This is a genomic window from Stenotrophomonas sp. 2YAF22 (assembly GCF_052114665.1).
GTDB lineage: Bacteria > Pseudomonadota > Gammaproteobacteria > Xanthomonadales > Xanthomonadaceae > Stenotrophomonas > Stenotrophomonas indicatrix.
This window is the reverse complement of record NZ_JBFRFE010000002.1, coordinates 1-26,127: the sequence shown is the minus strand read 5'-3', so window position 1 is coordinate 26,127 and position 26,127 is coordinate 1. Positions and strand designations below refer to the sequence as shown.

The window sequence follows — 26,127 nt, the reverse complement described above, 5'->3', positions numbered from 1 at the left end:
GCGTACCCGAGGCGATGCTGGTTTCCACGCCCGGCTGGGCCTTGGCAGTCATGCGCGTGTTGGGGCTCTTGATGCCCACGTCCACGGTCAGGCGCTGGTCGAGGAAGCGCATGCGGTCCTGCACATAGAACTGGCGGGTACGGATGTCGAAGTCCTGGTTGAACAGGCGACGGTCCGGGTTCTGCAGGTACAGGTCGTCCAGGAACGGGCCGCTGATGTAGTAGAAGTTGCGCGAGACGTTATGGTCGTTCTGTTCGTACCACACACCGGCTTCCAGTTCGTGGATGCCCAGCGTCCACGACAGCGCAGCGGTCACGCCATCGCGGTTGATGGTGTAGTTGGTGCTGCGGATCGAGATCGGCAGCATCCTGTCGGTGCCCGGGTAGGACGGCTGGCCCGGTGCCCACCAGTGGCCCTGGCCACGGTTTTCGTGGTGGTAGCCCAGCAGTTTCAGGCGGCCCTGTTCACCCAGGCGGATGTCGGCGTCGATCGAATACAGGTTGTCGTCGCGCAGCGCACGGCTCTGGTAGTAGGCATCGTCGATGCTGTTGACGCCGCCGCTGAACGCACAGCGTGCCTTGTTGTAGGTGCCCGGTGCGCAGTATGCAGCCGCGACGGCGCGATCCCAGTCCGGTGCATAGATGTTCCAGTCATAACCCAGGCCGCGCGCCAGCATGTCCTTGGACAGGTAGGCGTAGTTGGCCTGGCTGGCGCGCGAGGTGGCGACGAAGGCACCGAAGCGGTTGTCGCCCACGTTCCATACCGCCTTGGCATTGAACTGGCGGGTGGTCTGGTTCTGGTACGGCGCGGCCCACATGTCCTGGTCCTGGTGCACGCCGGACACGTAGGCCGAGAAGCCGTTGATGTCGCCGGTGTCCACCCGCAGGTAGCCGCGGCGCTGGTTGTCATCGCCGACGGTGATGCTGGCGCGGCCGCCGAATTCGGTGGACGGGTCCATCGAGAAGTACTGGATGGTGYCGCCAAGGTTGCTGGTCGAGGCCACGCCCAGCGAGCCGATGCCCTGCGACAGCTCGGCGCCAGCCAGGTTCTCGGCGATCAGTGCACGGGCGATGCTCAGGCCGTTGTAGTTGCCGTAGCTGTTGTCGCCCAGCGGGATGCCGTCCAGCGTGTAACCCAGGCGGCTCTTGTCGAAGCCGCGCAGGCTGATGGTCTGCGATTCTTCATTCGCACCGAAGGCATCGTTGGACTGCACCGACACGCCCGGCAGGCGGTCGAGGATCTTCTGGCCGCTGGTACCCGGCGGCAGCACCTGCTTGTCGACGGTGGTGATGCGCTGCACCTGGCGGGTCTCGCCCTGGCCGATGACCGAGACCGTATCCAGCGTCTGCGCGCTCAGCGCGGTATCGGCGGTGGCGTCGATGGCTTCAGCGGCGTGGGCGCTGGCGGCGGAAAGCGCGATCGCCACGGCGATCGTCAGGTATCGGGTCTGCATGATGGTCCATTGCATGGGGGATGGTCACCGGCCCGGGGGGCGCGGCGCATGGCCACTATGCGAACGGAACATGAAACCTTGTTTACGGAAAACCAACGAACGGCGTCGTGGGAGAAGCCGCGCAGGGCGTGAATCCATCGGGGGAGGGAAGCAGACCCACGCCCTGCGCGGAGAGGGCTAGCCCATGTACAGGCCACCGTTGACCGGATAGTCGGCACCGGTCACGTAGGAGGCTTCATCCGAAGCCAGCCAGGCACACAGGCCGGCCACTTCTTCCGGGCGACCCAGGCGCCGCACCGGTACCGACGCGGCCAGTCGATCCAGCACGTCCGGTGGGAAGCTGCTGATCGCCTGGCTGGCGATGTAGCCCGGCGACAGCGTGTTGACGGTGACCCCGCGCGAGGCGACTTCAGCGGCCAGCGCACGGCTGAAACCGTGCATCGCGGCTTTTGCCGTGGCGTAGTTCACCTGGCCGATCTGGCCCTTGTGGGCGCTGACCGAACCGATGTTGATGATGCGGCCCCAGCCACGCGTGGCCATGCCATCGACCACCTGCTTGGTCAGGTTGAACAGCGAATTGAGATTGGAGGCGATCACTGCATTCCAGTCCTCCACCGTCATCTGCCGGAACAGCAGGTCGCGGCTGCCGCCGGAGTTGTTGACCAGCACGTCCACCTCGCCGACCTCGGCGCGTACCTTGGCGAAGGCCGCCGTGGTCGACGCCCAATCGGTGGCGTTGCCTTCGGAGGCGATGAAATCAAAGCCCTGTTCGCGCTGCTCGCGCAGCCAGTTGGCCTTGCGCGGCGAGTTGGGCGCGCAGCCGGCGACCACGGTATGGCCGGAACGGGCCAGGCTCTGGCAGATGGCAGTGCCGACACTGCCCATCCCGCTGGTGACGTAGGCGATGCGAAGAGTCATTGCAGAACGCTCCTTGGTAAGGAAATCAGGCCGTGAAGGGATAGAGCCCGAACAACAGGCCGCCGATCATCAGCAGCAGCGAAATGGCGATCGCCCACTTCAGGGTGAATTTCTGGTGGTCGGCGAATTCAACCTTGGCCAGCCCCACCAGCAGATAGGTGGAAGGCACCAGCGGGCTGAGCAGGTGCACCGGCTGCCCGGCCAGCGACGCGCGGGCCATTTCCACCGGGGTGATGCCGTAGTTGCCGGCCGCCTCGGACAGGATCGGCAGCACGCCGAAGTAGAACGCGTCGTTGGACATGAAGAAGGTGAACGGCATCGAGGCCACGGCGGTGATCACCGCCAGGTACGGGCCCCAGCTGTCTGGGATGATCGCCAGGAAGCTGTGCGACATCGCCTCGACCATGCCGGTGTTGTTGAGGATGCCGGTGAAGATGCCTGCGGCGAAGATCAGCGCCACCACCGACAACACGCTGCCGGCATGGCTGACCACGCGGCGGCGCTGTTCGGCCAGGTTCGGGTAGTTGATCACCAGTGCGATGGCGAAGCCGATCATGAACAGCACCGGCATCGGCAGCACACCGATGATGAGGGCGCTCATCAAGGCCAGGGTCAGCACCAGGTTCACCCACAGCAGCTTGGGGCGCTTGGTGTCTTCGGCATCTTCCACGGTCGGCAGCGTGTTGCCGTCGTCGGACACGCTGTTGTCCATCCAGCTGCCGCCCTTGGGCAGGGTCACCACGCCCAGGCGACGACGCTCCTTCAGGCCCAGGTACCAGGCCAGCAGCAGCACGCCAGCGCAGGCGATCACCATCGACGGAATCAGTGGCACGAACACATCGGCCGGGTCCACGTGCAGGGCGGTGGCAGCGCGCGCGGTCGGGCCACCCCACGGGGTCAGGTTCATCACGCCACCGGCGAGAATGGTCACGCAGGTCATGTTCAGCGCGTTCATGCCGAGTCGCTGGTACAGCGGCAGCATCGCCGACACGGTGATCATGTAGGTGGTCGAGCCATCGCCGTCGAGCGAGATCAGCATCGCCAGCACGGCGGTACCGAACACGATCTTCATCGGGTCACCCTTGACGAAGCGCAGGATGATCCGCACCAGCGGATCGAACAGGCCCGCATCGATCATCACGCCGAAGTAGAGGATGGCGAACATCAGCATCACGCCGGTCGGCGCGATCTTCTTGATGCCTTCCAGCATCATTTCGTCGATGCCGGCAGCGAAGCCACCGATCAGGGCGAAGATGATGGGAATGGTGATCAGGGCAACGAGTGGCGACAGTCGTTTGCTCATGATCAAGTACATGAACGTAATGACCATGCCAAAGCCGAGGATGCTCAGCATCATCTGCGGACTCCTAGAGGAAACAGGACGTGGGACGTGGAAGGGGGCCGGGAGCGTGCGCGCCCGGGAAGAACGCGTTTAGAAGTCGAACTGCAGGCGTCCGGTGACCGCGCGCGTGCGGTCCACCGTGGTGCCAGCCAAGCGGTCGCGGTTGCGGCTTTCGATCACGTTGAGCATGAAGCGCAGGTTGTCACGCAGGTACCAGTTGCCGCCCAGCGTCCAGCCTTCGGTGCTGCCTCGGCGCAGCTCGGGTTGGCCATCGAGGTGCTGTGCGCCCCACATCTGGTCGTAGCGCAGGGCCACTTCGAAGGCACCGGCCTTGTGGCGGATGTTCTTGACCCGGGCGAAGCGGCCGGTCTTGCGGTCGTAGGCACGGCTCTCGCCGGTGACGAACCAGCTGAGCATGCCGTAGGCGGCCATCACATCACCGCGCTGGGCACCATCATCGAAGGTTGCGCCGCTGAATTCGCCCTGCCATGACAGCGGGCCGCGCACCTGCGCATACTCCAGCGACCACTTGTTGACGTCGGTATCGCGGCCAGCGGAGAAATCGACCAGGGTCAGGCGGCTTTCGTCGGACAGATGCCCGGCCGGACGCGGGCGGATCTTCAGGCCCGGGGTGCCGTTGCCACCCGGGTTGTCGTAGGCCTCCCGGGCCAGCGACAGGCCCAGGTGCAACACGTCGCCCTCGCTGGGGGCCGGTGCCCAGGTGACGCGGCCACCGGCGGCGCGGCCCTTGACCTGCCAGGCATCGATGCTTTCCAGGCTGTACACGCTGGCTGCCCAGGTGAAATCGCCCGGATTGGCCTGCCAGGACGCGCCCAGCCGATACAGCGGCGCCAGCGTGGTGCCGGCGTTGCCGCGCTCCAGGAAGCTGCCGTAGTTGGAACCGGTGCRGTCGTCCAGCGAGAAATACTGCTTGAACTGGCCCACGGTGAGCCGGCCGGCATCGCCGAAGCTGCGGCTCAGGTAGACGTCTTTGGCCTCGACGCGGTCGCCGGAGAAATCGGCTTCCAGCTTGTAGTCGACCACGAAGAACTTGCCGGAAACGTCAACCCAGGCGCGACGGATTTCGGTGTCGTCCTTGTTCGGCGTGCCCCGGTTGTCGTTGTCGAAGGTGGCGAAGTCCAGGTGCAGGCGGCCGCCGACCGTGGCGGTCACCGGACGCTCGTCTTCGGCGAAGGCCGGCGCGGCCAGCGCAGCCAGGGCCATCATGGCGGCAGGACGCCGCCAGGCAATGCTCAATTCCACAAACCCTCCCAGGTGCACGCCAGGCGCGCGGCAATCGTGGGCACCGGACGGTGCGCGGCCGCAGTCTGTGTCGCGCAAGCTGTCATCGTCCTGTCAGCGGTTTGTGCGGTGCAGCGTAAAGGCCGCCGGGCATGGGGCCGACGGGCAGGTCCGGCGCCATGCGGTAGCATTCGCTTCCCCTCCCACTGTTGTGCCCATGCGCCTGCTGCTGGTCGAAGACAACCCGGACCTGGCCGATGCGATCATCCGTCGCATGCGCCGCAGTGGTCACGCGGTGGACTGGCAGGCCGACGGCCTGGCCGCCGCCAGCGTGCTGCGTTACCAGAGTTTTGATCTGGTGGTGCTGGATATCGGCCTGCCAAAACTGGATGGGCTGCGGGTGCTGGCCGGCATGCGCGAGCGTGGTGACAGCACACCGGTGCTGATGCTGACCGCACGCGATGGCATCGAAGATCGCGTGCAGGCACTCGATGTCGGTGCTGACGACTACCTCGGCAAGCCGTTCGACTTCCGTGAATTCGAAGCGCGCTGCCGCGTGCTGCTGCGACGTGCACGCGGGCAAGCCAGCGAAGTGGTGCAGATCGGCGGCTTCCAGTTCGACAACGCTGCGCACCGGGTGACCCTGGATGGCGAGCCGATCGAGCTGCCCAACCGCGAGTATCGCTTGCTGGAGATCCTGGTCGGGCGCTTGGGCCAGGTGGTGGGCAAGGATGAGATCGGCAATGGCCTGTTCGGCTTCGATGACGAAGCCGGGCCGAATGCCATCGAGCTGTACATCGGTCGCCTGCGCAGAAAGCTGGCGGGCGCGCCGCTGCGCATCACCACGGTGCGTGGTGTCGGCTATCTGCTTGAAGCCAGCGACGGCCCGGCCGATGCCGATGGTTGACGCGCGCAGCGCAAGTGCCGCCCCCGGGTCGCTGCGGCGCACCCTGCTGCTGTACCTGGGCGCGTTGCTGGCGGTGTTCGCGGTGGCGCTGCTGTTCGCTGCACGCGACTACGGCCAACGCGCCGCCAACCGCTCCTACGACCATCTGCTGGTGTCTTCGGCCCTGTCGATCGCCGATTCGGTGGCATTGGTCGATGGCCAGTGGCAGGTGGACCTTCCGTATGCCGCGCTGGACCTTCTGGCGATGGCGCCGGAAGACCGCGTGTTCTACCGGATCGCCGACAGCCGCGGCAACCTGATCACCGGCTACGGTGACCTGCCTGCGTCGCCGCGGCGGCCGGGCACGCAACCGCAGTTGTTCGATGCGGCCTACAGCGGTGAAACCGTGCGTTTCGTCGTGGTCGGCCGCAGCTTTGCCGCGGCCTCCGCGCAGGGCGAGGTGCAGGTGCAGGTGGGGCAGACCCGGCGTGCGCGCGAAGCGGTGGCGCAGGAGCTGGTCACCCGCGCGCTGTTGGCCATCGGCGTGCTCTCGGGATTGCTGCTGGCATTGGTGGCATTCGGCGTGCACCGCGCGTTCCGGCCGTTGGTGCGGGTCGAGCGCGAACTGTCACGCCGCGAGCCGTCCGACCTGAAACCGCTGGATGCGCGCGTGCCACGCGAGATGGATCAGATGGTGACGGCGCTGAACCGCTTCATGGAGCGCCTGTCCAGCAGCAATGAAACCCTGCGTGCGTTCATGGCCGAGGCCGCGCACCAGATGCGCACGCCCTTGGCCGCGCTGCGCGCGCAGGCACAGCTGGCGCTGGACGACGACGATCCGGAAGACATGCGGCGCAGCCTGCAGGCGATCGAGCGCAACGCCACCCACATGAGCCGGCTGCTCAACCAGCTGCTCAGCGATGCCAGCGTGATCCATCGGTCACATCTGCAGCGCTTCGCCACCGTGGACCTGGCCGAGACCGTGCACCAGGCCCTGCATGAAGCGCTGCCGCAGGCAGGGCCCGCCCCGCGCGTGCAGCTGGCGATGACGGCCGAGCCGGTGCAGGTGCATGGCGACGCGCTGCTGCTGCGCGAAGCCATCAAGAATCTGGTCGACAACGCGCTGAAGTACGGCGGCGATGGTCCCTTGCAGATCGCGCTGACCGCTGAAGGTGGGCAGGCCGTGCTGACCATCGCCGACCACGGCACCGGCATCGCCGCCGCCGATGCCGAACGCGTGTTCGAGCGTTTCGCACGCGGCGAGGGCGCACCCTCCGGCGGTGCAGGCCTTGGCCTGGCCATCGTCAAGCGGGTGGTCGACAGCCATGGCGGCCAGATCGATCTCAGCAATCGACCGCAGGGTGGCCTGGTCGCCACCATCCGCCTGCCCCGGAGCAGCACATGATCCGCCTGTTCGTCGTTGTTGTTGCCCTGTTGCTGGCGGTGCCGGTCCTCGCCGCGCCTGGCGATGTACGCCGCTTCCCCGCCCAGGGCGCCGCCACCGCACAGCTGCGCATCCACGGCACTACCGATATCGAGGTCTTCGCCGAGGTCATCGCCGACTACCAGCGGCTGCATCCGGGCAGCGAGGTGGTGTACGAAGACATCATCACCCAGGACCTGTACGCGCGTTACCTGCGCGACCGCAGCGGGCCTGCGTCGCCGGACCTGCTGATCTCCAGCGGCATGGACCTGCAGACCAAGCTGGTCAACGACGGCCACGCGTTGCCACACCGCTCGCTGCAGACCCAGGCGCTGCCAGCGTGGGCGCAATGGCGTGGCGAGGCATTCGGCATCAGCTACGAACCGGTGGTGATGGTCTACAACACCGGCAGGCTGCCGGCGGCGAAAGCGCCGCACACGCGTCGACAGCTGCTGGACCTGCTGCGCGCGGAGGGGGCGCCGTTGCGCGGCAAGGTTGGCACCTACGATATCGAACGCAGCAGCGTGGGCTACCTGCTGGCGACCCAGGACGCCCAGCGCGGCAGCATCGCCGGCGCGTTGCTCGGTGCGCTGGGCGACAACGCGGTGGTGCGCGAGGAGCGTACCGGGGTGCTGCTGGACCAGGTGGCCAGCGGCCAGTTGTCGCTGGTCTACAACGTGCTGGGCTCGTATGCGCAGGCGCGTATCGATGCGGGCGCACCGCTGGCCATCGTCGAGCCGGAAGACTACACGCTGGTGGTACTGCGTACGGCGGTGATTCCGCGTACCGGCGCGCACCCGCAGGAAGCGCGGCGTTTCCTCGACTACCTGCTGTCGCCGCGCGGCCAGCAGGTGCTCGCGCGGGAAGCGCGGCTGATGCCGATCGTGCGCAGCGATGCAGGCGGCGGGGATGCCCCTGGCCGCAGCCGTCGCCCGATCCAGCTCGGCCCCGGCCTGCTGGTCTACCTGGATGCACTCAAGCGCCGCCAGTTCCTGGATGCATGGCGCAGCAGCGTGGAGCCGGCGGGGCGGTAGCGCCCGTACTGGTGCTCCGGTAGCGCCGGGCCATGCCCGGCGGAGGCAGTTTGCTGCCCGTACAATGGCCGCATGAGCGAATACACCATCCTGATCGCCGATGACCATCCGCTGCTGCGTTCGGCGGTGGTGCAGTYGTTGCGGCAGAGTCTGCCGCTGGCGCAGGTGCGCGAGGTCGCCAGCGCCGAAGCACTGGCCACTTCGCTGGACGCACAGCCCGATGTGGATCTGGTGCTGCTGGACCTGACCATGCCGGGCGCACATGGATTCTCCGCGCTACTGCACGTGCGCGGTTCGCACCCGGACATTCCGGTGGTGATTCTGTCCTCCAACGACCACCCGCGGGTGATCCGCCGCGCGCAGCAGTTCGGCGCGGCGGGTTTCATTCCCAAGTCCGCGCCTGCCGAAACCATCGGTGAAGCGGTGGCGGCGGTGCTCGACGGTGGCCTGTGGTTTCCGGCGATGGCGGCCGAGCGTTCCGAGGCCGACGCGTTGCTGGCCAGCCGCCTGGCGCAGCTGACGCCGCAGCAGTTCCGGGTGCTGCTGTGCCTGGCCGACGGGCTGCTCAACAAGCAGATTGCCTACACGCTGGGCCTGGCCGAGAACACGGTGAAGGTGCATGTCACCGCGATCCTGAAGAAGCTCGAATGCCACAGCCGCACGCAGGCGGCAGTGCTGGTGAAGGCGCTGGAGCCGGAAGGCGACGCAGGCATCGGGTTGTAGTTCCAGCCAACGGCGTAGCCCCTCGTGGGTGTTGGTTGGTCGCGGAGAGCAAAAGCCGTGGTGGGTCGGTCGGGTTGGATTCGCGGGGGACGCCGTGAATCCGTCCCTGGAGGCTTGGCCGCCGCATCCATGCGGCTGACACCCCCGCGAACCCAACCCGACCGACCTCTGACAGATTCCGGTGGTCTGCCACCCACGGAGAAGAAAAAGAAGATCAAAAGCAAAAGCGGCTTGGTCGGCCGCATTGCCTCCTGTAGAGCCGAGCCACGCTCGGCTTGTGAGCAAGCGCAGCGCTGCGACCCGCTTTTGATCCTCTTTTTCTTCTCCGTGGGTGGGGAACACCCGGAACCTGTCAGCGGCCGGGYGGGTGGGTAGTGCGGGGTGTCCGCGGCATGGATGCCGCGGCCAAGCCCCCATGGACGGGTTCACGGCGTCCCCGCAGTACCCACCCACCCGGCCAGCCCTCAGTAACCCGGCTTTCCGCGATCAACCAACACCCACGAGGGGCTGCGCCGTTGGCTGGAAATCACCCGCGATGGCGGATCAGCAACTGACTCATCAACGCCCGTAGCGCCGGCGGCTTCACCGGCTTGGCCATCATCCCCCAGCCGCGCTCAGCGGCCATCTCGCGCAGCCCGGCATCGCGCTCGGCGGTGACCAGCACCACCGGCGGCCGCGCCTGCCAAAGCTCCGCCAGCGTCTCGTACAACACTGGGCCGTGGTGATCGCCCATGCGTACATCCAGCAGCACAAGTTCCGGAACCGCGCCCGCACTGGCCAACTGCAGCGCCGCCTGTGGGCCATCGGCCAGCACCACCTCGCAGCCCCATCGTTCCAGCAGCGCGCGGCTGGCCGCACACACGTGCGGATCGTCGTCGATCACCCACACCCGACGCCCACGCAGCGGATTGTCTGCAGCCGGCTCCTGCACAACGACGGGCGCGGGTGCAGTGGCCGGAATGGCGCTGGCCTCGCCAAACGGAACACCCACCGCGAACACGCTGCCCTGGCCAAGCTGCGAGCGCAGCGCGATGGGATGACCGAGCAGGCGACCGATGCGATCCACGATTGCCAGGCCCAGTCCAGCGCCACGCTGCTGGCCATCGTGCAGGCGCCGGAACTCCTCGAATATCTCGCCCTGCAGGGCATCGGGAATGCCCGGACCCTGGTCGTGTACTTCGATCCACAGCAGGCCATCGCGGCGCCGGCAGCCGAGCAGCACGCGGCCGCGTTCGCTGTAGCGCACGGCATTGGACAGGAAATTCTGCAGGATGCGGCGCAGAAGTGCTTCATCGCTGACCACTACCGCATCGGTATCTACCCAGTCCACGCGCAGACCGCGCGCCTGCGCGCCAATGCCGGATTCGCGTGCCAGCGCCTGCAGCAATGGCCCCAGGCGGAAGGCCTGCACGCGCGTGGGCAGGCTGCCTGACTCCAGCCGGGCGATGTCCAGCAGGCTGTTGAGGATCGCGTCCTGTGCAGCCAAGGCGGCGTCGATGTGGTCGCTGGTCTGTTGCTGTTCGGGGTCGGTGAGCTTGCCGCGCAGCACCGACACGAACATGCGCGCGGCATTCAGCGGCTGCAGCAGGTCGTGCACGGCCGAGGCGACGAAGCGGGTCTTGTAACGGTTGGCCTGCTCGGCTTCGCGGCGGGCTTCGTCCAGATCCTGGGTGCGTTCGGCCACGCGGTGTTCCAGCGCATCGGCCAGCGAACGCAATTCGCGCGCGGCGTTCTTGTAGCTGGTGATGTCGGCATAGCTGGTGACGAAGCCGCCATCGGGCAACGGGTTGCCGCGGATCTCCAGCACCGTGCCGTCGTCCTTCTCGCTCTCGCGCATGTGCGGGCGGCCACTGCGCAGGTGGGTCAGGCGGCGTTCGATGGCCTCGTCGATCGGGCCGGGCCCCAACAGGCCGCGACGTGCGTTGAAGCGGAACAGTTCCTCGATCGGACGGCCCACCCGCACCAGCCCCGCCGGGAAGCGGAACAGCTCCAGATAGCGCGAATTCCACGCGACCAGACGCTGTTCCTTGTCGATCACCACCACGCCCTGCGGCAGATGTTCGAGGCTGCGGCTCAAGCCAACGTCGGCATCGGTCGCGGCTTCCAGCAAGCCGTCCTGGGCGGTCCGCAGTTCCTGTGCATGCTGCTTGAGCAGGGTTTCCAGTTCACGCCGGCTGCGCTGGCGGTGCTTGGACAGGCGACGCCGTTGCTGCACGAACAGCAGCAGGAAACCCAGCGCCAGCCAAGCGGCGGCGCCGGCCACTGCCGCGCCGCGGCCGGCGCTGGTGGCCGCGCTGGCGTCGTGCAGCAGGTGCAGGCTCCAGTCTTCGTCGGGCAGCGCCAGGGTCTGCCACAGCATCGCCTGCGGCAGTGCCGGGTCGAGCAGGCGCACCATGCGGCCGCCATCGGCCAGCACATCTTCGGTGCGCACGCGCAGCGGCTGCAGCGAGCGGTCGGCATACTGCCGCGCCGCGCGCATCTCGTTGCGTTCCTCCGTGCCGAGCGRGCGCAGCAGGCGGTAGCGCCAGGCATCGCGGTTGGCCAGGAACACCACGTCGTGGTTGTCGCTGGTCAGCACCACGTCCGGGCTGTTCAACCATTCCTGTTCCAGTGCCGACAGCTCGATCTTGATCACGATCACGCCGATGCGCTGGCTGTCGGCATCGAGGATGGCCTCGGACATGAAGTAGCCGGGCACGCCGGTGGTCATGCCGATGCCGTAGAAGCGACCACGGCCATGGGCCAGCGCTTGCTGGTAGTAGGGGCGGTAGCTGTAATCCTCGCCGACGTTGCTGGTCGGCTGGTCCCAGTTGCTGGCGGCCACGGCCACGCCATCGCGACCGACCAGGGTCAGTGTCGAGGTGCGGGTGACCTGGTTGGCGCGCTGCAGTTTGAGGTTCAGGCGTTGCCGCTCGGCGGGCGAGGGCGGCACCTGCAGTGCTTGCAGCAGGTCCGGATCCAGCGCCATCACCTGCGGCAGGGTGCCGAACCGGTCGATGCGCTGTTGCAGTCCCTGGCCATACAGCTGCAGCTGGCGCTGCACCTGCGCGCTTTCGGTGCCCAGCGCGCGACGCCAGGCATAGTGGCCTGCGGCGGCCGCGCACAGCACGGTGCCGGCCACCATCACCAGAACGGTCAGCAACTGCAGGCGGTGTCGGCTGAGCCAGTACATGGCGGCAGTCTACGCAGGGCCGGCGGGCGTGGCATGCACGCCCGCCGGGATCTGACACGTGGAAGGGATCAGAAGTGCATCTGCGCGCGAAGTTCGAAGATCTCCGGGGTGCTGCGCACACCGCGACGGCTGGCGTCGACCTTCACGTAGTTGGCCTGGAACTTGAAGTGGCTGGTCAGGTACCAGTTGGCGCCCAGGGTCAGGTCGTGCTGGCGGCCACCGAGGATGCTGCCGTCGTCCAGGTCCAGGCGGCTGTAGCGGGCCACCAGTTCCACCGCACCGTAGTCGTGCGCCGGCTTGATGTTGGCAACGGCGCCGGCGTTGTACGGGCGCGATTCGCCGGTCAGCACCCAGCTGGCCATCGCGTACTGGCCGTGGCCGGTGTAGTCGGGCTTGCCATCATTGCGGGTGACGGTGGCCTGCAGCGCTTCGGCCTGCAGCGAGAACGGACCGCGGATCCAGATACCTTCCAGGCCGGTGCGGCGGATCTGGTCGGCGGTGACCAAGGCCCCCGAATCGACCAGACGGATATCGGTCAGGCCGGCTTCCGGACGGGCCCGCAGGCGCGCGCTGGCTTCGTGGTGCACGTCGCGGCCATCGTGGTAACCGCGCGGATTTTCCTGCGAATAGGCCAGGCCCAGGTGGATCACGTCGCCCGGTGCCTTCACCGGCGTCCACACCGCGCGCACCGCCTGGGTGGTGCCGGGGTTGTCGCCCTGCAGGTCCTTGCCGCCATAGGCGCCGGCCTGCAGCAGGTATTGCGGACGCTCCAGCACCCATTCCACGCCGGTGCGGCGGCCTGCGTAGAACGCCTGCACGGGCAGCGCGGTTTCCAGGAAGCTGCCGGCGCGCGAGGAGGTGTTGGCATCCAGGCCGACCGGGGTCTTCATGTAGCCGAAGCGGAAGCGGCCGACATCGCGGCCGAAGAACGCCTTGCTCTCGAAGCGCACGAACACGTCCAGCCAGGTATCGGCCTGGAAGTCGTAGTAGACCATTGCATCGTACACGCCCTTCTTTTTCAGGGTCGCGCCGAATTCCTTGCGGCGCACCGCGTCGTCATCCTCGATGCCGCTGGCGGACGTGAAGTCGTTGTAGTCGTAGGCGATGTTGGCGGTGGCGGCCAGTTCCGTGCCGTCGCCGAAGGCGTATTTGGTCGGCCAGTTGTCGAAATCGGCAGCCGAAGCGAAGGCGGGAAGCGCCGCCAGGGAAAGGGCGAGCAAGGTGGGAATCGGGCGCATGATGGTGCGGCTCTCTCAGATTGCGTGTGGACAGGACAACAACGGCCGCAATGGCCGGAACTTTCGCAATGACGCGCCCGGCCGTTCAGGTCGGGCCACCGGCATCCCCGCGATCAGCGGTGCGGCGCCAGTGTAGGCAGCGCAGCCACCTGAACCGGGGGGCTAGTACCAATAGGTTATCTGCGTGGCGGTGCGTGGCGCGTACAAAGGCGTCCATTGGTCGCACCCCGCGGCTGTAATCAAGGGGCGTGCGGTCAGTTTCCACGGTAACGGTTCCCGTGCACTTCCGGGGCCGTACGTGCCTGAAAACGCCCCTTCCGGAGTCCGCCATGCACATCCCGACCGCTGCGCCGATGCCCAGCAAGCCGTTGCCGCTCTACCGCCAGCTGTACTTCCAGGTGATCGTGGCGATCGTCCTGGGTGCTGTCCTCGGCCATTACGAGCCGCTGATCGGCGAGAAGATGAAGCCGCTCGGCGATGCCTTCATCAACCTGGTGAAGATGATCATCGCCCCGGTGATCTTCCTGACCATCGTCACCGGCATCGCCGGCATGACCCACCTGCGCACGGTGGGCCGGGTGTTCGCCAAGGCGATGGCGTATTTCCTGTTCTTCTCCACGCTGGCGCTGATCGTCGGCATGATCGTGGCGCACGTGGTGCAGCCCGGCGCCGGCATGAACATCAACCCGGCCGAGCTGGACCAGACCGCGGTGCACAGCTATGTCGAGAAGTCGCACGACCTGACCCTGGTCGGCTTCCTGATGGACATCATTCCGAAGACGCTGATCAGCGCCTTCGTTGACGGCAACATCCTGCAGGTGCTGTTCGTGGCGGTGCTGTTCGGCATCGCGCTGGCCTCGGTGGGCGAGAAGGGCAAGCCGATCCAGAATTTCCTGGAAGCGCTGGTCGCGCCGGTGTTCAAGCTGGTGCACATCCTGATGAAGGCTGCGCCGATCGGTGCCTTCGGTGCCATCGCCTTCACCATCGGCAAGTACGGCGTCGGCTCGCTGGTCAACCTGGCCTGGCTGGTCGGCTCGTTCTACCTCACCGCGTTCCTGTTCGTTGCGGTGATCCTGGGCGTGGTCTGCCGTCTGTGTGGCTTCTCGGTGTTCAAGCTGGCCCGTTACCTGAAGGCCGAGCTGCTGCTGGTGCTGGGCACCTCGTCGTCGGAGTCGGCGCTGCCGTCGCTGATGGAGAAGATGGAACGTGCCGGCTGCAGCAAGTCGGTGGTCGGCCTGGTGGTCCCCACCGGTTACTCGTTCAACCTGGACGGCACCAATATCTACATGACCCTGGCCGCGCTGTTCATCGCCCAGGCCACCAACACCGAGCTGACCCTGGGCCACCAGATCGCGCTGTTGCTGGTGGCGATGCTCAGCTCCAAGGGCGCTGCCGGCGTCACCGGTGCCGGCTTCATCACCCTGGCCGCCACCCTGGCGGTGGTGCCGGAAGTGCCGGTGGCCGGCATGGCGCTGATCCTGGGCGTGGACCGCTTCATGAGCGAGTGCCGCTCGCTGACCAACTTCATCGGCAACGCGGTGGCCACGGTGGTGGTCTCGCGCTGGGAAGGTGCGCTGGACCGCGACCGCCTGAAGCTGGCGCTGGATGGTCGCGAAAGCGAACTGCCGCCGCCGGTCGATGCCGTGCCGCTGGCGATGACCGAGGCGCTGCCCGCCAAGGGCTGATCCGGGTGTGTGGTACTGCGGGGCCGGTCACGACAGTGGCACGGCCCCGCAGCGTTTCAAGGCGTCCCACGGCTGTCATCGCCAGCGCCGAAGCTGTGCTCTGGTAACGTCGCATACGCCATGGAATTGTGCGGTCGCAGCATCACTGCGACAGCATAGCGACAGGTCCGACCGCTCCAACGGGGGTATGATCCCCTGTCCCTTCTGCCCATTCATGTAACCCACATCGATGTCCAACGAAGATTTCAAACAGGCCGCCCTCGATTACCACCGGATGTCTCCGCCCGGCAAGATCAAGGTTTCCGCTACCAAGCCCATGCTGACCCAGCGCGACCTGTCGCTGGCGTATTCGCCGGGCGTGGCGTACGCCTGTGAAGCGATCAAGGCCGATCCGCAGCAGGCCAGCGAGCTGACCGCCCGCGGCAACCTGGTGGCGGTGATCTCCAACGGCACCGCGGTGCTGGGCCTGGGCAACATTGGCGCGCTGGCCGGCAAGCCGGTGATGGAAGGCAAGGGCGTGCTGTTCCAGAAGTTCGCCGGCATCGATGTGTTCGACATCGAAGTGGACGAGAACGACCCGGACAAGCTGGTCGACATCATCGCCTCGCTGGAGCCGACCTTCGGCGGCATCAACCTGGAAGACATCAAGGCACCGGAGTGCTTCATCGTCGAGCGCAAGCTGCGCGAGCGCATGAAGATYCCGGTGTTCCAYGACGACCAGCACGGCACSGCGATCATCGTCGGTGCTGCGGTGCTGAACGCCATGGCGATCACCGGCAAGAAGATCGAAGAAGTGAAGCTGGCGACCACGGGCATGGGCGCGGCCGGCATTTCCTGCGTGAACATGCTGGTGCAGCTGGGCCTTAAGCCGGAGAACATCCTGGCCTTCGACCGCGAAGGCGTGATCCACACCGGCCGTACCGACCTGGACCCGGAAAAGCTGCGCTATGCGCGCGACACCGACAAGCGCACCCTGGCCGAGATCGTCGATGGCGCGGACATCTTCCTGGGCCTGTCGGCGCCGGGCATCCTGACCGCCGAGATGGTCAAGACGATGGCACCGGACCCGGTGATCTTCGCCCTGGCCAACCCGACCCCGGAAATCATGCCGGAACTGGTGCGCGCCGCGCGTCCGGACGCGATCATCGGTACCGGCCGTTCGGACTACCCGAACCAGGTCAACAACGTGCTGTGCTTCCCGTACCTGTTCCGCGGTGCGCTGGACGTCGGTGCGACCGCGATCAACGAGGAAATGAAGATCGCCTGCGTGCGCGCGATCGCCGCGCTGGCCCGCCGCGCCGCCACCGACATGGGCTCTGCCTATGGCGGTGAGACCCCCAGCTTCGGCCGCGAATACCTGATCCCGCGTCCGTTCGACCGCCGCCTGCTGGTGGAACTGTCGGCCGCCGTGGCCCAGGCCGCGATGGATTCGGGCGTGGCCGCCCGTCCGATCGCCGACATGGAAGCCTACCGGCAGAAGCTGTCGCAGTTCGTCTACCGCACCAGCCTGATGATGAAGCCGGTCTACGACCGCGCGCGCAGCGACAAGCAGCGCGTGGTGTATGCCGAAGGCGAAGAAGAAGTGGTGCTGCAGGCGGTGCAGAACGTGGTCGACGACGGCCTGGCACATCCGATCCTGATCGGCCGCCCGGAAGTGATCGAATCGCGCATCGAGCGCCTCGGCCTGCGCCTGAAGATCGGCGAGAACATTGAAGTCACCAACATCAATGACGACCCGCGCTTCAACGAATACTGGCAGTACTACCACGGCCTGACCGGCCGTCGTGGCGTCACCGTGGCCGCCGCCAAGAACCTGATGCGTTCGCGCCCGACCCTGATCGCTGCGGTGATGGTGGCCCGTGGCGAAGCCGATGCGATGCTGACCGGCATCGTCGGCCGCTTCCACAAGAAGCTGGGCTACGTGCGCAGCGTGCTGCCGCTGGAATCGAAGGTCACCTCGACCTCGGCGATGACCGGCGTGATCAACCAGCAGGGTGTGTTCTTCTTCGTGGATACCCACGTGCAGGAAGACCCGACCGCAGAGCAGCTGTGCGAAGCGACCCTGCAGGCCGCGTATCGCATGAAGCTGTTCGGCGTCGAACCGAAGGTGGCACTGCTGTCGCACTCCAACTTCGGCAGCCACGATTCGAAGGATGCGCTGAAGATGCGCCAGGTGCGCGAGCTGCTGCTCAAGCGCAACCCGCGTCTGAACGTGGACGGCGAAATGCAGGGCGACACCGCATGGGATGAAGCCCTGCGCCAAAAGCTGCTGCCGGGCTCGACCCTGCAGGGCCGTGCCAACCTGTTCGTGCTGCCGAACCTGGAAGCGGCCAACATCGCCTACAACCTGGTGCGCGTGTTCACCGATGGCGTGGCGATCGGTCCGATCCTGATGGGCGTCAACAAGCCGGTGCACATCCTGACCACCAGCGCGACCTCGCGCCGGATCCTGAACATGACCGCCATCGCCGCGGTCGATGCGCAGATCCGCAAGCAGATCGAAGCGGAAAAGAAGGTATAAGCCTTCGTTCCGATGCGATCTGCAGAAACGCGCCCCACGGGGCGCGTTTCTGTTTTCGCAACGCGGAAACGGTAGTGCCGGCCGCTGGCCGGCAACCGCCATCATGTCCAGGTACACCGCGACAGCCAGCCAGCGGCCGGCTCTACCCGCAGGCGCCTGCCACACCCGCTACGCCGCCCGGTAATCGCCCTGCAACCTCGCTGCGGCCCAATACGCCTACGCGGCCTGGCCGTGGGAAGGGACCGGACCGGCCTTCCCACCCTGGGCCCGACCAACTTTCCATGGGCGGAGCAGTGTCATGCGCAGTCGAGTGAGCAAGCGGTACTTCCAGCAGCTGTTCGCGCTGTACGCCGGCTTCGTGCAGTCGCGTTGAAGGCCGGGGCATCGCCCCGGCAACGTCGAGCTTACCGCCGCTTCGCGCGCCGCGCGGGCGGCGGCGCAGGGGCCGGGGAGCGCGGCTTGGCATACTCCGCCCACAGCGCCGGCAGGGTCTTGCCAGTGTGCTTCTGCCATAGCGCCGGCGCATAGCGCCCGTCGCGCAGATCCTTGTCCAGTGCCAGCACCAGTCCCGGGTGCGCCGCTTCGGCCCACTTCAGGAAGGCACCAGTTACCCGATAGCCGCTTTCCACCGTCTGGCCCTGGCTCAGCTTGTCCGGCAACGCCCAGCCGGCAGCGGCGTTGTTCATGCCGTAGCGATCGCGGGCGTAGTCGGCAATGCCCTCCACCAGCCAGCCCGGCACGCGCTTGTCGCCATAGCTGGGGTAGCCCTGCACGATGTGCATCGCTTCGTGGGTGACCAGATCGATGTCATCCGGGTGCTGGACCAGCCAGCCCGGATTGATCGTGATCGTGCTGGCCTTGTCCTTGTCGCCGACGAAGGCGACGCCGTTGTACGCCGGATCGATCACGATGCGCACCTCGTTCGGCGCGGCCGGGCGGAAGTCCGCACGCTCGCGCAGGTAAGCGAAGTAGAACGTATCGATGATGCGCTTGCGCACCGGTGCGGCCAGCGCGCCGGTGGCATCCTGGTAGTACAGGGTCACCCCGTCACGGCTGACCTGCCCATCGAAGGCCTGGGTCTGCGGTTGTGCGTGGCTGAGGCTGGGAAATACAAGGGCGGCAAGAGCGAGGGGGAGCAAACGTAGGCGCATGGACGTCATTGTAGGGGGGAGGGCGCCAACAGTTCGATCTCGGCCAGCTGCAGGCGCCCCGGCGCAGCCAGGCGCAGACGGTACTCGGCGTAGCGTGAGGGCGAGGCGATACGGAACGGGCGGGTCTGCCGCGCCGAGGTGAAATCTTCGCCGCGTCGCTGGTCCAGCGTTACCCAGCGCCCGTTGCCGGCACGCGCTTCCAGTGTCCACTCACCGCCACGGATTGTGCCGTCACCGCTGGTCAGCGTGTACATCGTCGGTACGCCATCGCCCACGTGGCTCAGTGCGATGGTCACGCCGCCGCCCAGCGGCACGGCCGTGTTGGCATCGTCGTCGATCAGCGCGGGCAGGGCACGGCCATCAGCCAGTGCCGCCTGCGCGCCATTGCCGAGCAGATCGTGCAGCAACTGCGGGCGCTGGCCGCGCGCGGTCAGCGAGCGCGGAACATCATCGACGCCGCTGCCCCAGCGTGACGGCTGCGGGCCCATCACGAAGTCCAGGGTTGCACCCCTGGCGATCACTTCGTGCGGCACCCAGGTCTTGGTCCACGGCTTGCCGTTGATCTTCAGCGACTGCACGTAAACGTTCTCCGGCGAATTCTGCGGTGCATTGACGGTCAACGCCGCGCCGCCCTGCAGCTCGACGCGCGCATGCTGGAACGCCGGCGAACCAATCACGTACTCCGGTGCACCCATGCGCAGCGGATACAGGCCCAGCGAGGCCATCACGTACCACGCCGAGGTCTCGCCGTTGTCCTCGTCGCCCGGGTAGCCCTGGCCGATCTCGCTGCCGACATACAGCCRCGACAGGATCTCGCGCACATGCTGCTGGGTCTTCCACGGCTGCCCGGCATACAGGTACATCCACGGGATGTGGTGTGCCGGCTGGTTGCTGTGCGCGTACATGCCCATGCGCACGTCGCGCGCTTCGGTCATCTCATGGATGGTGCCGCCGTAGGAGCCGGCGAATGCGGCGTCGGCGGTTTCCGGGGTGGCGAAGAAGGTATCGAGCTTGGCGGCCAGCTTGTCGCGGCCACCGTACAGCGCGGCCAGGCCTTCGCCATCCTGGGCGGCGGTGAAGGCGAACGTCCAGCCATTGGATTCGGTGTAGTCGTGGCCCCACACGCGCGGGTCGTAGTCCTTGGCCTGCAGGCGCCAGCTGCCATCGGGCCTGCGTCCCTGGAAGAAGCCGGCGGCCGGATCGAACAACGTCGCGTAGCTGCCGGCGCGGTGACGGAAGTAGTCGGCCTCGGTGGCGTAGCGTTCGCGTGCGGACGGTGTCGTCGCGCGCTTGGCCAGGGCATCGGCCATGTTGGCGATGCCGAAATCATTGAGCGCACCTTCCATCGTCCACGACATGCCTTCATGCACGTCGGCGCTGGCATAGCCGCGGAACGTCGAGCGATCCATGCCCTTGCGGCCGACGTGGCGGTCCGGTGGCACCACGGTGGCGTTCTTCAGCGCTGCGGCGTAGGCCTCTTCCGGATCGAAGCCACCGATGCCCTTCAGCCACGCATCGGCGAAGGCGACGTCCGAGCTGGTGCCGACCATCAGGTCCGCGTAGCCCGGCGAGGACCAGCGCGCGACCCAGCCACCGGCGCGGTACTGCTCGATGAAACCCTGTACCAGCTGCCCGGCATCATCCGGGTTGAACAGCGCATACGCCGGCCAGGTGGTGCGGAACGTGTCCCAGAAGCCGTTGTTGACGAAGACCTTGCCGTCGCGCACCGGTGCGAAGCTGCGCGTCGCGCTGCCGTCGGTGTTGTCATCGGCGGCGCTGGCCTGGCTGGCATAGCGCCACTCGGGCGCGGCGGCGGTGCCCGCATTCTCGTGGCCGGAATTGGGGTACAGGTACAGCCGGTACAGGCTGGAGTACAGCGTGGTCTTCTGGTCGTCACTGGCATTGCCGATGTCGAAGCGGGCCAGGCGCGCATCCCACGCATCCTGTGCACGTCCGGCCACGCTTTCCAGCGTATCGGCGGCGGCGATTTCCAGTGCCAGGTTGTGCCGCGCCTGCTCGACAGAGATCAACGAGGTGGCGATGCGCATCGTCACCCGGCGCTCGCTGCCTGGGTCGAACTTGATGTAGCCGGTCGGGCGGCCGGTGCCGATCTGGCCGCTGCTGCGCCACGGCCTGTCGAAGCTGGCGACCACGTACATGCGGGTAGCGCCGTTGGACAGGCCGCTGCGGGTATCGGTGTAGCCGGTCAACGTCTGCGTGGCGGCATCGAGGGTGAGTCCGCCGCGGGCATCGACGTTGTCGAACAGCAGGTTGGCGTCGCCACCTTCGGGAAACTCGAAGCGGAACAGCGCGGCATGGTCGGTGGGGGCGATGGACGCGGCGATGCCGTTGTCGAAGCGCACGTCGTAGCGGTACGGGCGCGCGTTTTCCTGCGTGCGGTCGAAGGACAACGCCCGCTTGCTGCGGTCCGCTTCGGGCACACCGCGCGTGGCGGAGGGGATCACCTGGAAGGTCTGGCGGTCGCCCATCCACGGGCTGGGCTGGTGGCTCAGCGCCAACGCCTGCAGCTGCGGCCGGTTCTTCGCATCGTTCTGCTCGTTCCAGCGGTACAGCCAGTTCAGTGCGCCGGCATCGGTCACCGGCGTCCAGAAGTTGAAACCGTGCGGTACCGCAGTGGCCGGGAAGTTGTTGCCGCGCGAGAAGGTGCCGTTGGCCTGGGTTCCGCGCGTGGTCAGAACCCAGTCAGAGACGCGCTGCGGCGCCTGCCGTGGCTGCGCGTCCAGGCGCACGTCGTCGATCCAGCCCGACACAGGCGCGCCATTGGCGCTGGCCACCTCGAGCTCGATGGCCAGCACGCGGCGGCCCTTCAGCGCCGGCATGTCGCCCAGCCTGACCGCCTTGCGCGCCCACTGCTGCGGGTACAGCGTCTTCGAATCGCCCTGCGCCTGTGCGCCCAGCGCTACGCCGTGCTGGTCGCGCGCGCCGCTGGCGGAGACGCGGCTGCCATCGTCCAGCAGCAGGTCCAGCGAGACATAGGTGGAGGCCACGGTGTCCTTGCCGACGATCTCCGGCAGTACCAGCCAGGACAGCGTGGTGTCGGTGTCGATGGGCAGATCGGTCTTGAACAGTTCGCGGCGCGCCTGGCCGCCACTGGCGCTGTAATGCAACGCATGCAGGCCGCTGTAGCCGACGTTGCGCTTGGCCGCGTACGGCGCGGCAGGACCACTGCCGACCTCGACGGACAGCGCGTCAGCGGACCTGGCCGGTGCCGGTTCGCCCGGCTCGAAGGAGGTCTGCAGCCCTTGCGCCAGCACCGGCGTCGCAGTGGTCGCACAGGCCAGGGCCAGGGCGAGCGGAAGCAGGGCGCGGCGCGGATCGGACAGGGTCATGCAGGGTCTCCCGGTAGGGCAGGCGGCAGGCAGAACCCGCATCGGCGAACACCACGGACAGCATCGCCCCGTCCGCCGCAGGGCAGTCGGGGGGCGATGCAGGTCCGGTGGGGGGCGGGCCATGCGATCGGGTCAGGAATGGATCGCTGCCGATGCTGCAACAGCCGGCAGCGCCCTGACAAGTGCCATTTAGTTCGATCCAAATGCGGGAAATTCGAACGACGACCGATTCCGCGCGGAACTGACTGGTCTGCCTGGGATTTCCCGCCGATGGGGGCAGGGCGACGGCGGCGCGGGAGGTGCAGGACGGTCGCACGCGGCTGCACCGGCGAAGGCTGCAAGCGGGCCGCCGCGCGCAGCGGCCACGCAGCGCACGGTGTTTGCCGGGCCCAGATGCTAGAATCGCAGGCCTCGCAATCCGTTCATCGACATCCGCCATGAGCCATACCGCCACCGCGCCCGCCAACGCCGAAAAGCGCTACACCGTGCACCGCAGCGATCTGCCGCTGAGCTGCCCGACCCCGGAAATGGCGCTGTGGAACTCGCATCCGCGGGTGTACCTGCCGATCGAAGACGAACCCAACGGGCAAGCGCAGTGTGCTTACTGCGGTGCCGTGTTCGTACTGGCCGACTAAACGGCTGCCCCCTCGATGCGCCGATTGACCGTGGTGCAGTTGCTGCCGGCGCTGCACTCCGGCGGTGTCGAGCGCTCGACCCTTGAAATCGCCGCGGCCCTGGTCGCTGCCGGCCATCGCGCGCTGGTGGTGTCCGCTGGTGGTCGCCTGGTGCAGCCGCTGCTCGACAGCGGTGCCGAGCACCTGACCCTGGATATCGGCCGCAAGTCGCTGCTGACGCTGCGCCATCTGCCTACCCTGCGTCGCCTGTTCACCGAAGTGGGCGCCGACATCGTCCACGCCCGTTCGCGCCTGCCGGCGTGGCTGGGGCTGTACGCGATCCGTGCGATGCAGCCGGCACAGCGGCCGCATTGGGTGACTACCGTGCATGGGCTGAATTCGCCCAGCCGCTACAGCGCGGTGATGACCAGCGGCGAACGCGTGATCTGTGTCTCCAACAGCGTGCGCGACTACGTACACACGCACTACCCGACGGTGCCGCACGACAGGCTGCAGGTGATCCCGCGCGGGGTGGATGTCAGCCAGTTCCCGCGCGTGGCACGCGCTGATCGGCGTCCCCGGCTGGCGCTGGCGGCGGACTACCCGTGGCTGGCCCAGGTCGATGGACCGCTGTTGCTGTTGCCGGGGCGCGGCACCCGGTTGAAAGGCCACGCCCACGCGTTGCAGCTGCTTGCCGATGTCCGCAAAGCCGGGGTGCCGGCGCAGCTGTGGATGCTGGGCACCGACGAGCCTGGCCGGGAAGCCTATGTGGCAGAGCTGCGCAAGCAGGCGGCCGCACTGGGCGTGACCGGGGCGGTGCACGTCAGCACGCCGACTGCGCGCATCGCCCAGGCGTACGCCGCCAGCGATCTGGTGCTGCAGCTGTCGGACAAACCGGAAGCCTTTGGTCGCACCGTGGTCGAAGCGTTGTCGGTCGGCCGTCCGGTGCTGGGTTGGAACCATGGTGGGGTCGGCGAACTGCTGCAGCAGCTGCAGCCCAGTGGCGCCGTGCCGCTGGGCAATGCGCAGCTGTTGGGTGAACGTGCGCTGGCCCTGCTGGCACAGCCGCCATCGCTGCCGGGCCGTATCCCGTTTACCCTGCAGGCCATGCAGCGCGATACCCTCCGCCTTTATGCCGACCTCGCTGGCTGACGCCACGCAGCCCCTGCGCGATGAGCGCGCCGGACGCTGGGCGCCCTGGTGGGTGCTGGCCTACGTTGCGTTGTGGCCGCTGCCAGGCATCGCCGAAACGGTGCTGGGCCTGGGAGCGTTGTACGCCGCGGCACGCATGGTCATCCGCCGGGTGCAGCATCGACCGCATCTGCTGAGCCCGGCAGCGTGGGCGCTGACATCGATCCTTTTCCTTGGTTATTGGTTGCCGCAGGCGTTCTCGGCGTTCGATGCCGTGGACCCGGCGGCGTCGTGGACCAAGGCGGCGGCGGGGCTGCGCTATCTGCCTTTCATGTGGCTGGTGGCAATCGCCGTGGCCACGCCGCAGCGGCGGCGCTTGACCCTGGGTGGGTTGGCGGTGATCACCGGCCTGTGGACGCTCGACGCGCTGGTGCAGGCACTGGCAGGCACCAGCCCCTGGTTCTGGTCGCTGCAGCAGATCAAGCTGGCCATCAGCGGCCACGCATTGTGCCCGGCTGAAGAAGCCGCGTTGGCTGATCGTCTCAGCGGAGCGCTGGGACCGTGCAACCTGAAGTTCGGCCAGGTGCTGGCCAGTCTTTCGCCGTTCCTGTTGTTGCCAGTGGCGCGCCGTTTCGGCAATGCGGGCTGGCTGCTGGCCGTCGCTGCGGTGGGCGTGGTGCTGCTGCTGGCCGGCTCGCGAGCGTCATGGATCACCTTCGGCCTGGTGGTTGTCTACAGCGGCGTGCGCCAACTGGGATGGAAGCGGCTGGGCCTGCTGGCGCTGGTGGGTGTTCTCTCGGCGGGCGTACTGACCGCCAGCGTGCCGCAGTTGCGAGAGCGTGTGGCGCGCACGGCAATGGCCTGGGAAGGTGGCGATGACGGGGTCGAACAGGCGCTGTCCGGCCGTACCCGCATCTGGAGTGCGGCGGCCTGCATGATCGAATCGCATCCGATCAATGGTGTCGGCGCTCGTGGCTTCCGCGATGCCTATCCCCATTGCGTTGCGGATGAAGGGCCGGCGGTGTGGGGCACGATGCCGGCGCTGCACGCCCACCAGATCGTGCTGGAGATTCTTGCCGAGACCGGCGTGCTGGGTCTGTTGCTGTGGCTGGCGGCGGTGGCACAGGCATGGCGGGCATGGCGTTTCGCCCCGGCCCCGGCGCGCGAACGTGCACGCCCGGCGATGCTGGCATTGGCGGTCACCGTGTTCCCGCTCAATACGCACCTGGCGTTCTATTCCGCGTTCTGGGGCGGCTTGACCGTCCTGCTCGCCGCGCTGTTCGTCGGCACGTTGCTGGCGCGTGAACCGGATGATCAGCCGGGCGCCGGGTAATCTCCGCATCCACGCATGGCGTGGATCTACTGGATTGCTCGGGGTGGTTGGGCGTATCCACGCATGGCGTGGATCTACTTGCGTGTGCGGGTTGGGGCCTATCCACGCATGGCGTGGATCTACTGGATTGTGTGGGGTGGCTGGTCGTATCCACGCATGGCGTGGATCTACAGGGACGTGTCTGGCGGGGGAGCAGTAGATCCACGCCATGCGTGGATGGGCATTCTCGTGAACATTGGCCGGTGTCGCGGCTTTTCCCGACTGGCCGCAGGGTGGTCCGCCAATGCCGGGATGACCGGGCAAGCCGCAGTCTATCCCCATGGCAAGCCCCAGACTTCGCTACGGTCGCTACTCCCGCACAGGGAATGTCTATTCCCTGACCACGACAACACACGGCCGGGAGCCATTCTTCTCCGACGCAGGCAATGTCGCTGTGCTGGTGGACGCGCTGCGCTTCGTCGAACGCAGCGGCATCAGCCACAGCCTCGCCTGGGTGGTGATGCCCGACCACCTGCACTGGTTGATGGAGCTGCAGAAGGGAACGCTGGCCCAGTGCATGGCGTTGCTGAAATCACGCAGCAGCCGGCAGCTGAACCGGATATCGGGACGAAAAGGGCCGCTCTGGCAGCACGGCTATCAGGACCATGCGGTGCGTACCGATGAATCCCTTCATGACAAGGCGATGTACATCCTGGGCAATCCGGTGCGGGCCGGATTGGCTGGTGGGGTGGGGGACTACCCTCACGCCTGGTGTCGTTGGCCGTTGTAGATTCCGGCATCGGAAGAGAGAACATCCACGCATGGCGTGGATCTACTGATCGGCGGCTGGCTGCCGATCGGCATTCCCAGTAGATCCACGCCATGCGTGGATGAAACCAGCCGCCGAGTAGATCCACGCCATGCGTGGATGG

Annotated in this window: 18 protein-coding genes; 10 read left to right on the top strand and 8 right to left on the bottom strand. The window is 67.0% G+C overall.

Annotation, left to right across the window (positions count from 1 at the left end; genetic code table 11):
- From AB4Y84_RS00210 to AB4Y84_RS00195, 4 genes are all read right to left on the bottom strand, one after another.
- Window positions 1-1,453 (bottom strand): TonB-dependent receptor plug domain-containing protein (locus AB4Y84_RS00210; protein WP_442249640.1); only part of this gene is annotated, 1,453 nt, incomplete at its 3' end.
- A gap of 177 nt (window positions 1,454-1,630) precedes the next feature.
- The gene (gene phbB / locus AB4Y84_RS00205) at window positions 1,631-2,371 is read right to left on the bottom strand and encodes an acetoacetyl-CoA reductase (protein WP_025874115.1); all 741 of its coding nucleotides are present in this window, start codon (window positions 2,369-2,371) and stop codon (window positions 1,631-1,633) included.
- Window positions 2,372-2,396: 25 nt separating this feature from the next.
- Complete coding sequence (locus AB4Y84_RS00200; protein WP_442244418.1) at window positions 2,397-3,725, bottom strand: CitMHS family transporter; 1,329 nt, start codon at window positions 3,723-3,725, stop codon at window positions 2,397-2,399.
- A gap of 78 nt (window positions 3,726-3,803) precedes the next feature.
- The gene (locus tag AB4Y84_RS00195) at window positions 3,804-4,940 is read right to left on the bottom strand and encodes an OprO/OprP family phosphate-selective porin (protein WP_442249641.1); all 1,137 of its coding nucleotides are present in this window, start codon (window positions 4,938-4,940) and stop codon (window positions 3,804-3,806) included.
- Between the two features lie 232 nt (window positions 4,941-5,172).
- Here AB4Y84_RS00195 and AB4Y84_RS00190 point away from each other — a divergent pair, with 232 nt between their 5' ends.
- The 4 genes from AB4Y84_RS00190 (at window position 5,173) to AB4Y84_RS00175 (ending at window position 9,021) form a co-directional block, all read left to right on the top strand.
- Window positions 5,173-5,862: a response regulator transcription factor gene (locus AB4Y84_RS00190; protein ID WP_025874118.1), complete on the top strand. Its 690-nt coding sequence runs from the start codon at window positions 5,173-5,175 to the stop codon at window positions 5,860-5,862.
- Window positions 5,855-7,246: a sensor histidine kinase N-terminal domain-containing protein gene (locus AB4Y84_RS00185; RefSeq protein ID WP_442244416.1), complete on the top strand. Its 1,392-nt coding sequence runs from the start codon at window positions 5,855-5,857 to the stop codon at window positions 7,244-7,246. The genes AB4Y84_RS00190 and AB4Y84_RS00185 overlap by 8 nt, the downstream gene beginning before the upstream one ends.
- Window positions 7,243-8,298 (top strand): ABC transporter substrate-binding protein, encoded by a 1,056-nt coding sequence (locus AB4Y84_RS00180; RefSeq protein WP_442244378.1) that lies wholly within the window; start codon window positions 7,243-7,245, stop codon window positions 8,296-8,298. Before AB4Y84_RS00185 ends, AB4Y84_RS00180 begins: the two co-directional genes overlap by 4 nt.
- Before the next feature lie 72 nt (window positions 8,299-8,370).
- On the top strand, window positions 8,371-9,021 hold the full coding sequence (locus AB4Y84_RS00175; protein WP_442249639.1) for a response regulator: 651 nt from the start codon (window positions 8,371-8,373) through the stop codon (window positions 9,019-9,021).
- A 526-nt stretch (window positions 9,022-9,547) separates the two neighbouring features.
- Here the strand turns inward: AB4Y84_RS00175 and AB4Y84_RS00170 are convergent.
- Window positions 9,548-12,193, bottom strand: a complete 2,646-nt coding sequence (locus AB4Y84_RS00170) for a hybrid sensor histidine kinase/response regulator (RefSeq protein WP_442249638.1) — start codon at window positions 12,191-12,193, stop codon at window positions 9,548-9,550.
- A gap of 68 nt (window positions 12,194-12,261) precedes the next feature.
- Window positions 12,262-13,431, bottom strand: a complete 1,170-nt coding sequence (locus AB4Y84_RS00165) for an OprO/OprP family phosphate-selective porin (protein WP_442244376.1) — start codon at window positions 13,429-13,431, stop codon at window positions 12,262-12,264.
- A 329-nt stretch (window positions 13,432-13,760) separates the two neighbouring features.
- Here AB4Y84_RS00165 and AB4Y84_RS00160 point away from each other — a divergent pair, with 329 nt between their 5' ends.
- A complete protein-coding gene (locus AB4Y84_RS00160; RefSeq protein WP_312787127.1) occupies window positions 13,761-15,116 on the top strand; it encodes a dicarboxylate/amino acid:cation symporter in 1,356 nt (451 codons plus the stop codon).
- Window positions 15,117-15,345: 229 nt separating this feature from the next.
- A complete protein-coding gene (locus AB4Y84_RS00155; RefSeq protein WP_442244375.1) occupies window positions 15,346-17,637 on the top strand; it encodes an NADP-dependent malic enzyme in 2,292 nt (763 codons plus the stop codon).
- 404 nt (window positions 17,638-18,041) lie between these two features.
- On the opposite strand, the gene AB4Y84_RS00150 is transcribed toward AB4Y84_RS00155, so the two are convergent.
- Window positions 18,042-18,797: a basic secretory protein-like protein gene (locus AB4Y84_RS00150; protein WP_032951610.1), complete on the bottom strand. Its 756-nt coding sequence runs from the start codon at window positions 18,795-18,797 to the stop codon at window positions 18,042-18,044.
- Complete coding sequence (locus AB4Y84_RS00145) at window positions 18,794-22,138, bottom strand: GH92 family glycosyl hydrolase (RefSeq protein ID WP_442249637.1); 3,345 nt, start codon at window positions 22,136-22,138, stop codon at window positions 18,794-18,796. The genes AB4Y84_RS00150 and AB4Y84_RS00145 overlap by 4 nt, the downstream gene beginning before the upstream one ends.
- 437 nt (window positions 22,139-22,575) lie before the next feature.
- On the opposite strand from AB4Y84_RS00145, the gene AB4Y84_RS00140 reads away from it, so the two are divergent.
- From AB4Y84_RS00140 to AB4Y84_RS00125, 4 genes are all read left to right on the top strand, one after another.
- Window positions 22,576-22,773 (top strand): zinc-finger domain-containing protein, encoded by a 198-nt coding sequence (locus AB4Y84_RS00140; RefSeq protein ID WP_025874129.1) that lies wholly within the window; start codon window positions 22,576-22,578, stop codon window positions 22,771-22,773.
- A gap of 15 nt (window positions 22,774-22,788) precedes the next feature.
- Window positions 22,789-23,904, top strand: a complete 1,116-nt coding sequence (locus AB4Y84_RS00135; protein ID WP_442244372.1) for a glycosyltransferase — start codon at window positions 22,789-22,791, stop codon at window positions 23,902-23,904.
- On the top strand, window positions 23,885-25,216 hold the full coding sequence (locus AB4Y84_RS00130; protein ID WP_312786901.1) for an O-antigen ligase family protein: 1,332 nt from the start codon (window positions 23,885-23,887) through the stop codon (window positions 25,214-25,216). The genes AB4Y84_RS00135 and AB4Y84_RS00130 overlap by 20 nt, the downstream gene beginning before the upstream one ends.
- Before the next feature lie 319 nt (window positions 25,217-25,535).
- Window positions 25,536-25,985 (top strand): REP-associated tyrosine transposase, encoded by a 450-nt coding sequence (locus AB4Y84_RS00125; protein WP_312111507.1) that lies wholly within the window; start codon window positions 25,536-25,538, stop codon window positions 25,983-25,985.
- The last annotated feature ends 142 nt before the right edge of the window (window positions 25,986-26,127 follow it).

Coding starts and splice junctions, on each gene's coding strand:
- AB4Y84_RS00150 (WP_032951610.1), bottom strand. CDS start 18,797: ATGACGTCCATGCGCCTACGTTTGCTCCCCCTCGCTCTTGCCGCCCTT.
- AB4Y84_RS00180 (WP_442244378.1), top strand. CDS start 7,243: ATGATCCGCCTGTTCGTCGTTGTTGTTGCCCTGTTGCTGGCGGTGCCG.
- AB4Y84_RS00200 (WP_442244418.1), bottom strand. CDS start 3,725: ATGCTGAGCATCCTCGGCTTTGGCATGGTCATTACGTTCATGTACTTG.
- AB4Y84_RS00165 (WP_442244376.1), bottom strand. CDS start 13,431: ATGCGCCCGATTCCCACCTTGCTCGCCCTTTCCCTGGCGGCGCTTCCC.
- AB4Y84_RS00190 (WP_025874118.1), top strand. CDS start 5,173: ATGCGCCTGCTGCTGGTCGAAGACAACCCGGACCTGGCCGATGCGATC.
- AB4Y84_RS00185 (WP_442244416.1), top strand. CDS start 5,855: ATGGTTGACGCGCGCAGCGCAAGTGCCGCCCCCGGGTCGCTGCGGCGC.
- AB4Y84_RS00130 (WP_312786901.1), top strand. CDS start 23,885: ATGCCGACCTCGCTGGCTGACGCCACGCAGCCCCTGCGCGATGAGCGC.
- AB4Y84_RS00140 (WP_025874129.1), top strand. CDS start 22,576: ATGAGCCATACCGCCACCGCGCCCGCCAACGCCGAAAAGCGCTACACC.
- AB4Y84_RS00135 (WP_442244372.1), top strand. CDS start 22,789: ATGCGCCGATTGACCGTGGTGCAGTTGCTGCCGGCGCTGCACTCCGGC.
- AB4Y84_RS00125 (WP_312111507.1), top strand. CDS start 25,536: ATGGCAAGCCCCAGACTTCGCTACGGTCGCTACTCCCGCACAGGGAAT.
- phbB (WP_025874115.1), bottom strand. CDS start 2,371: ATGACTCTTCGCATCGCCTACGTCACCAGCGGGATGGGCAGTGTCGGC.
- AB4Y84_RS00160 (WP_312787127.1), top strand. CDS start 13,761: ATGCACATCCCGACCGCTGCGCCGATGCCCAGCAAGCCGTTGCCGCTC.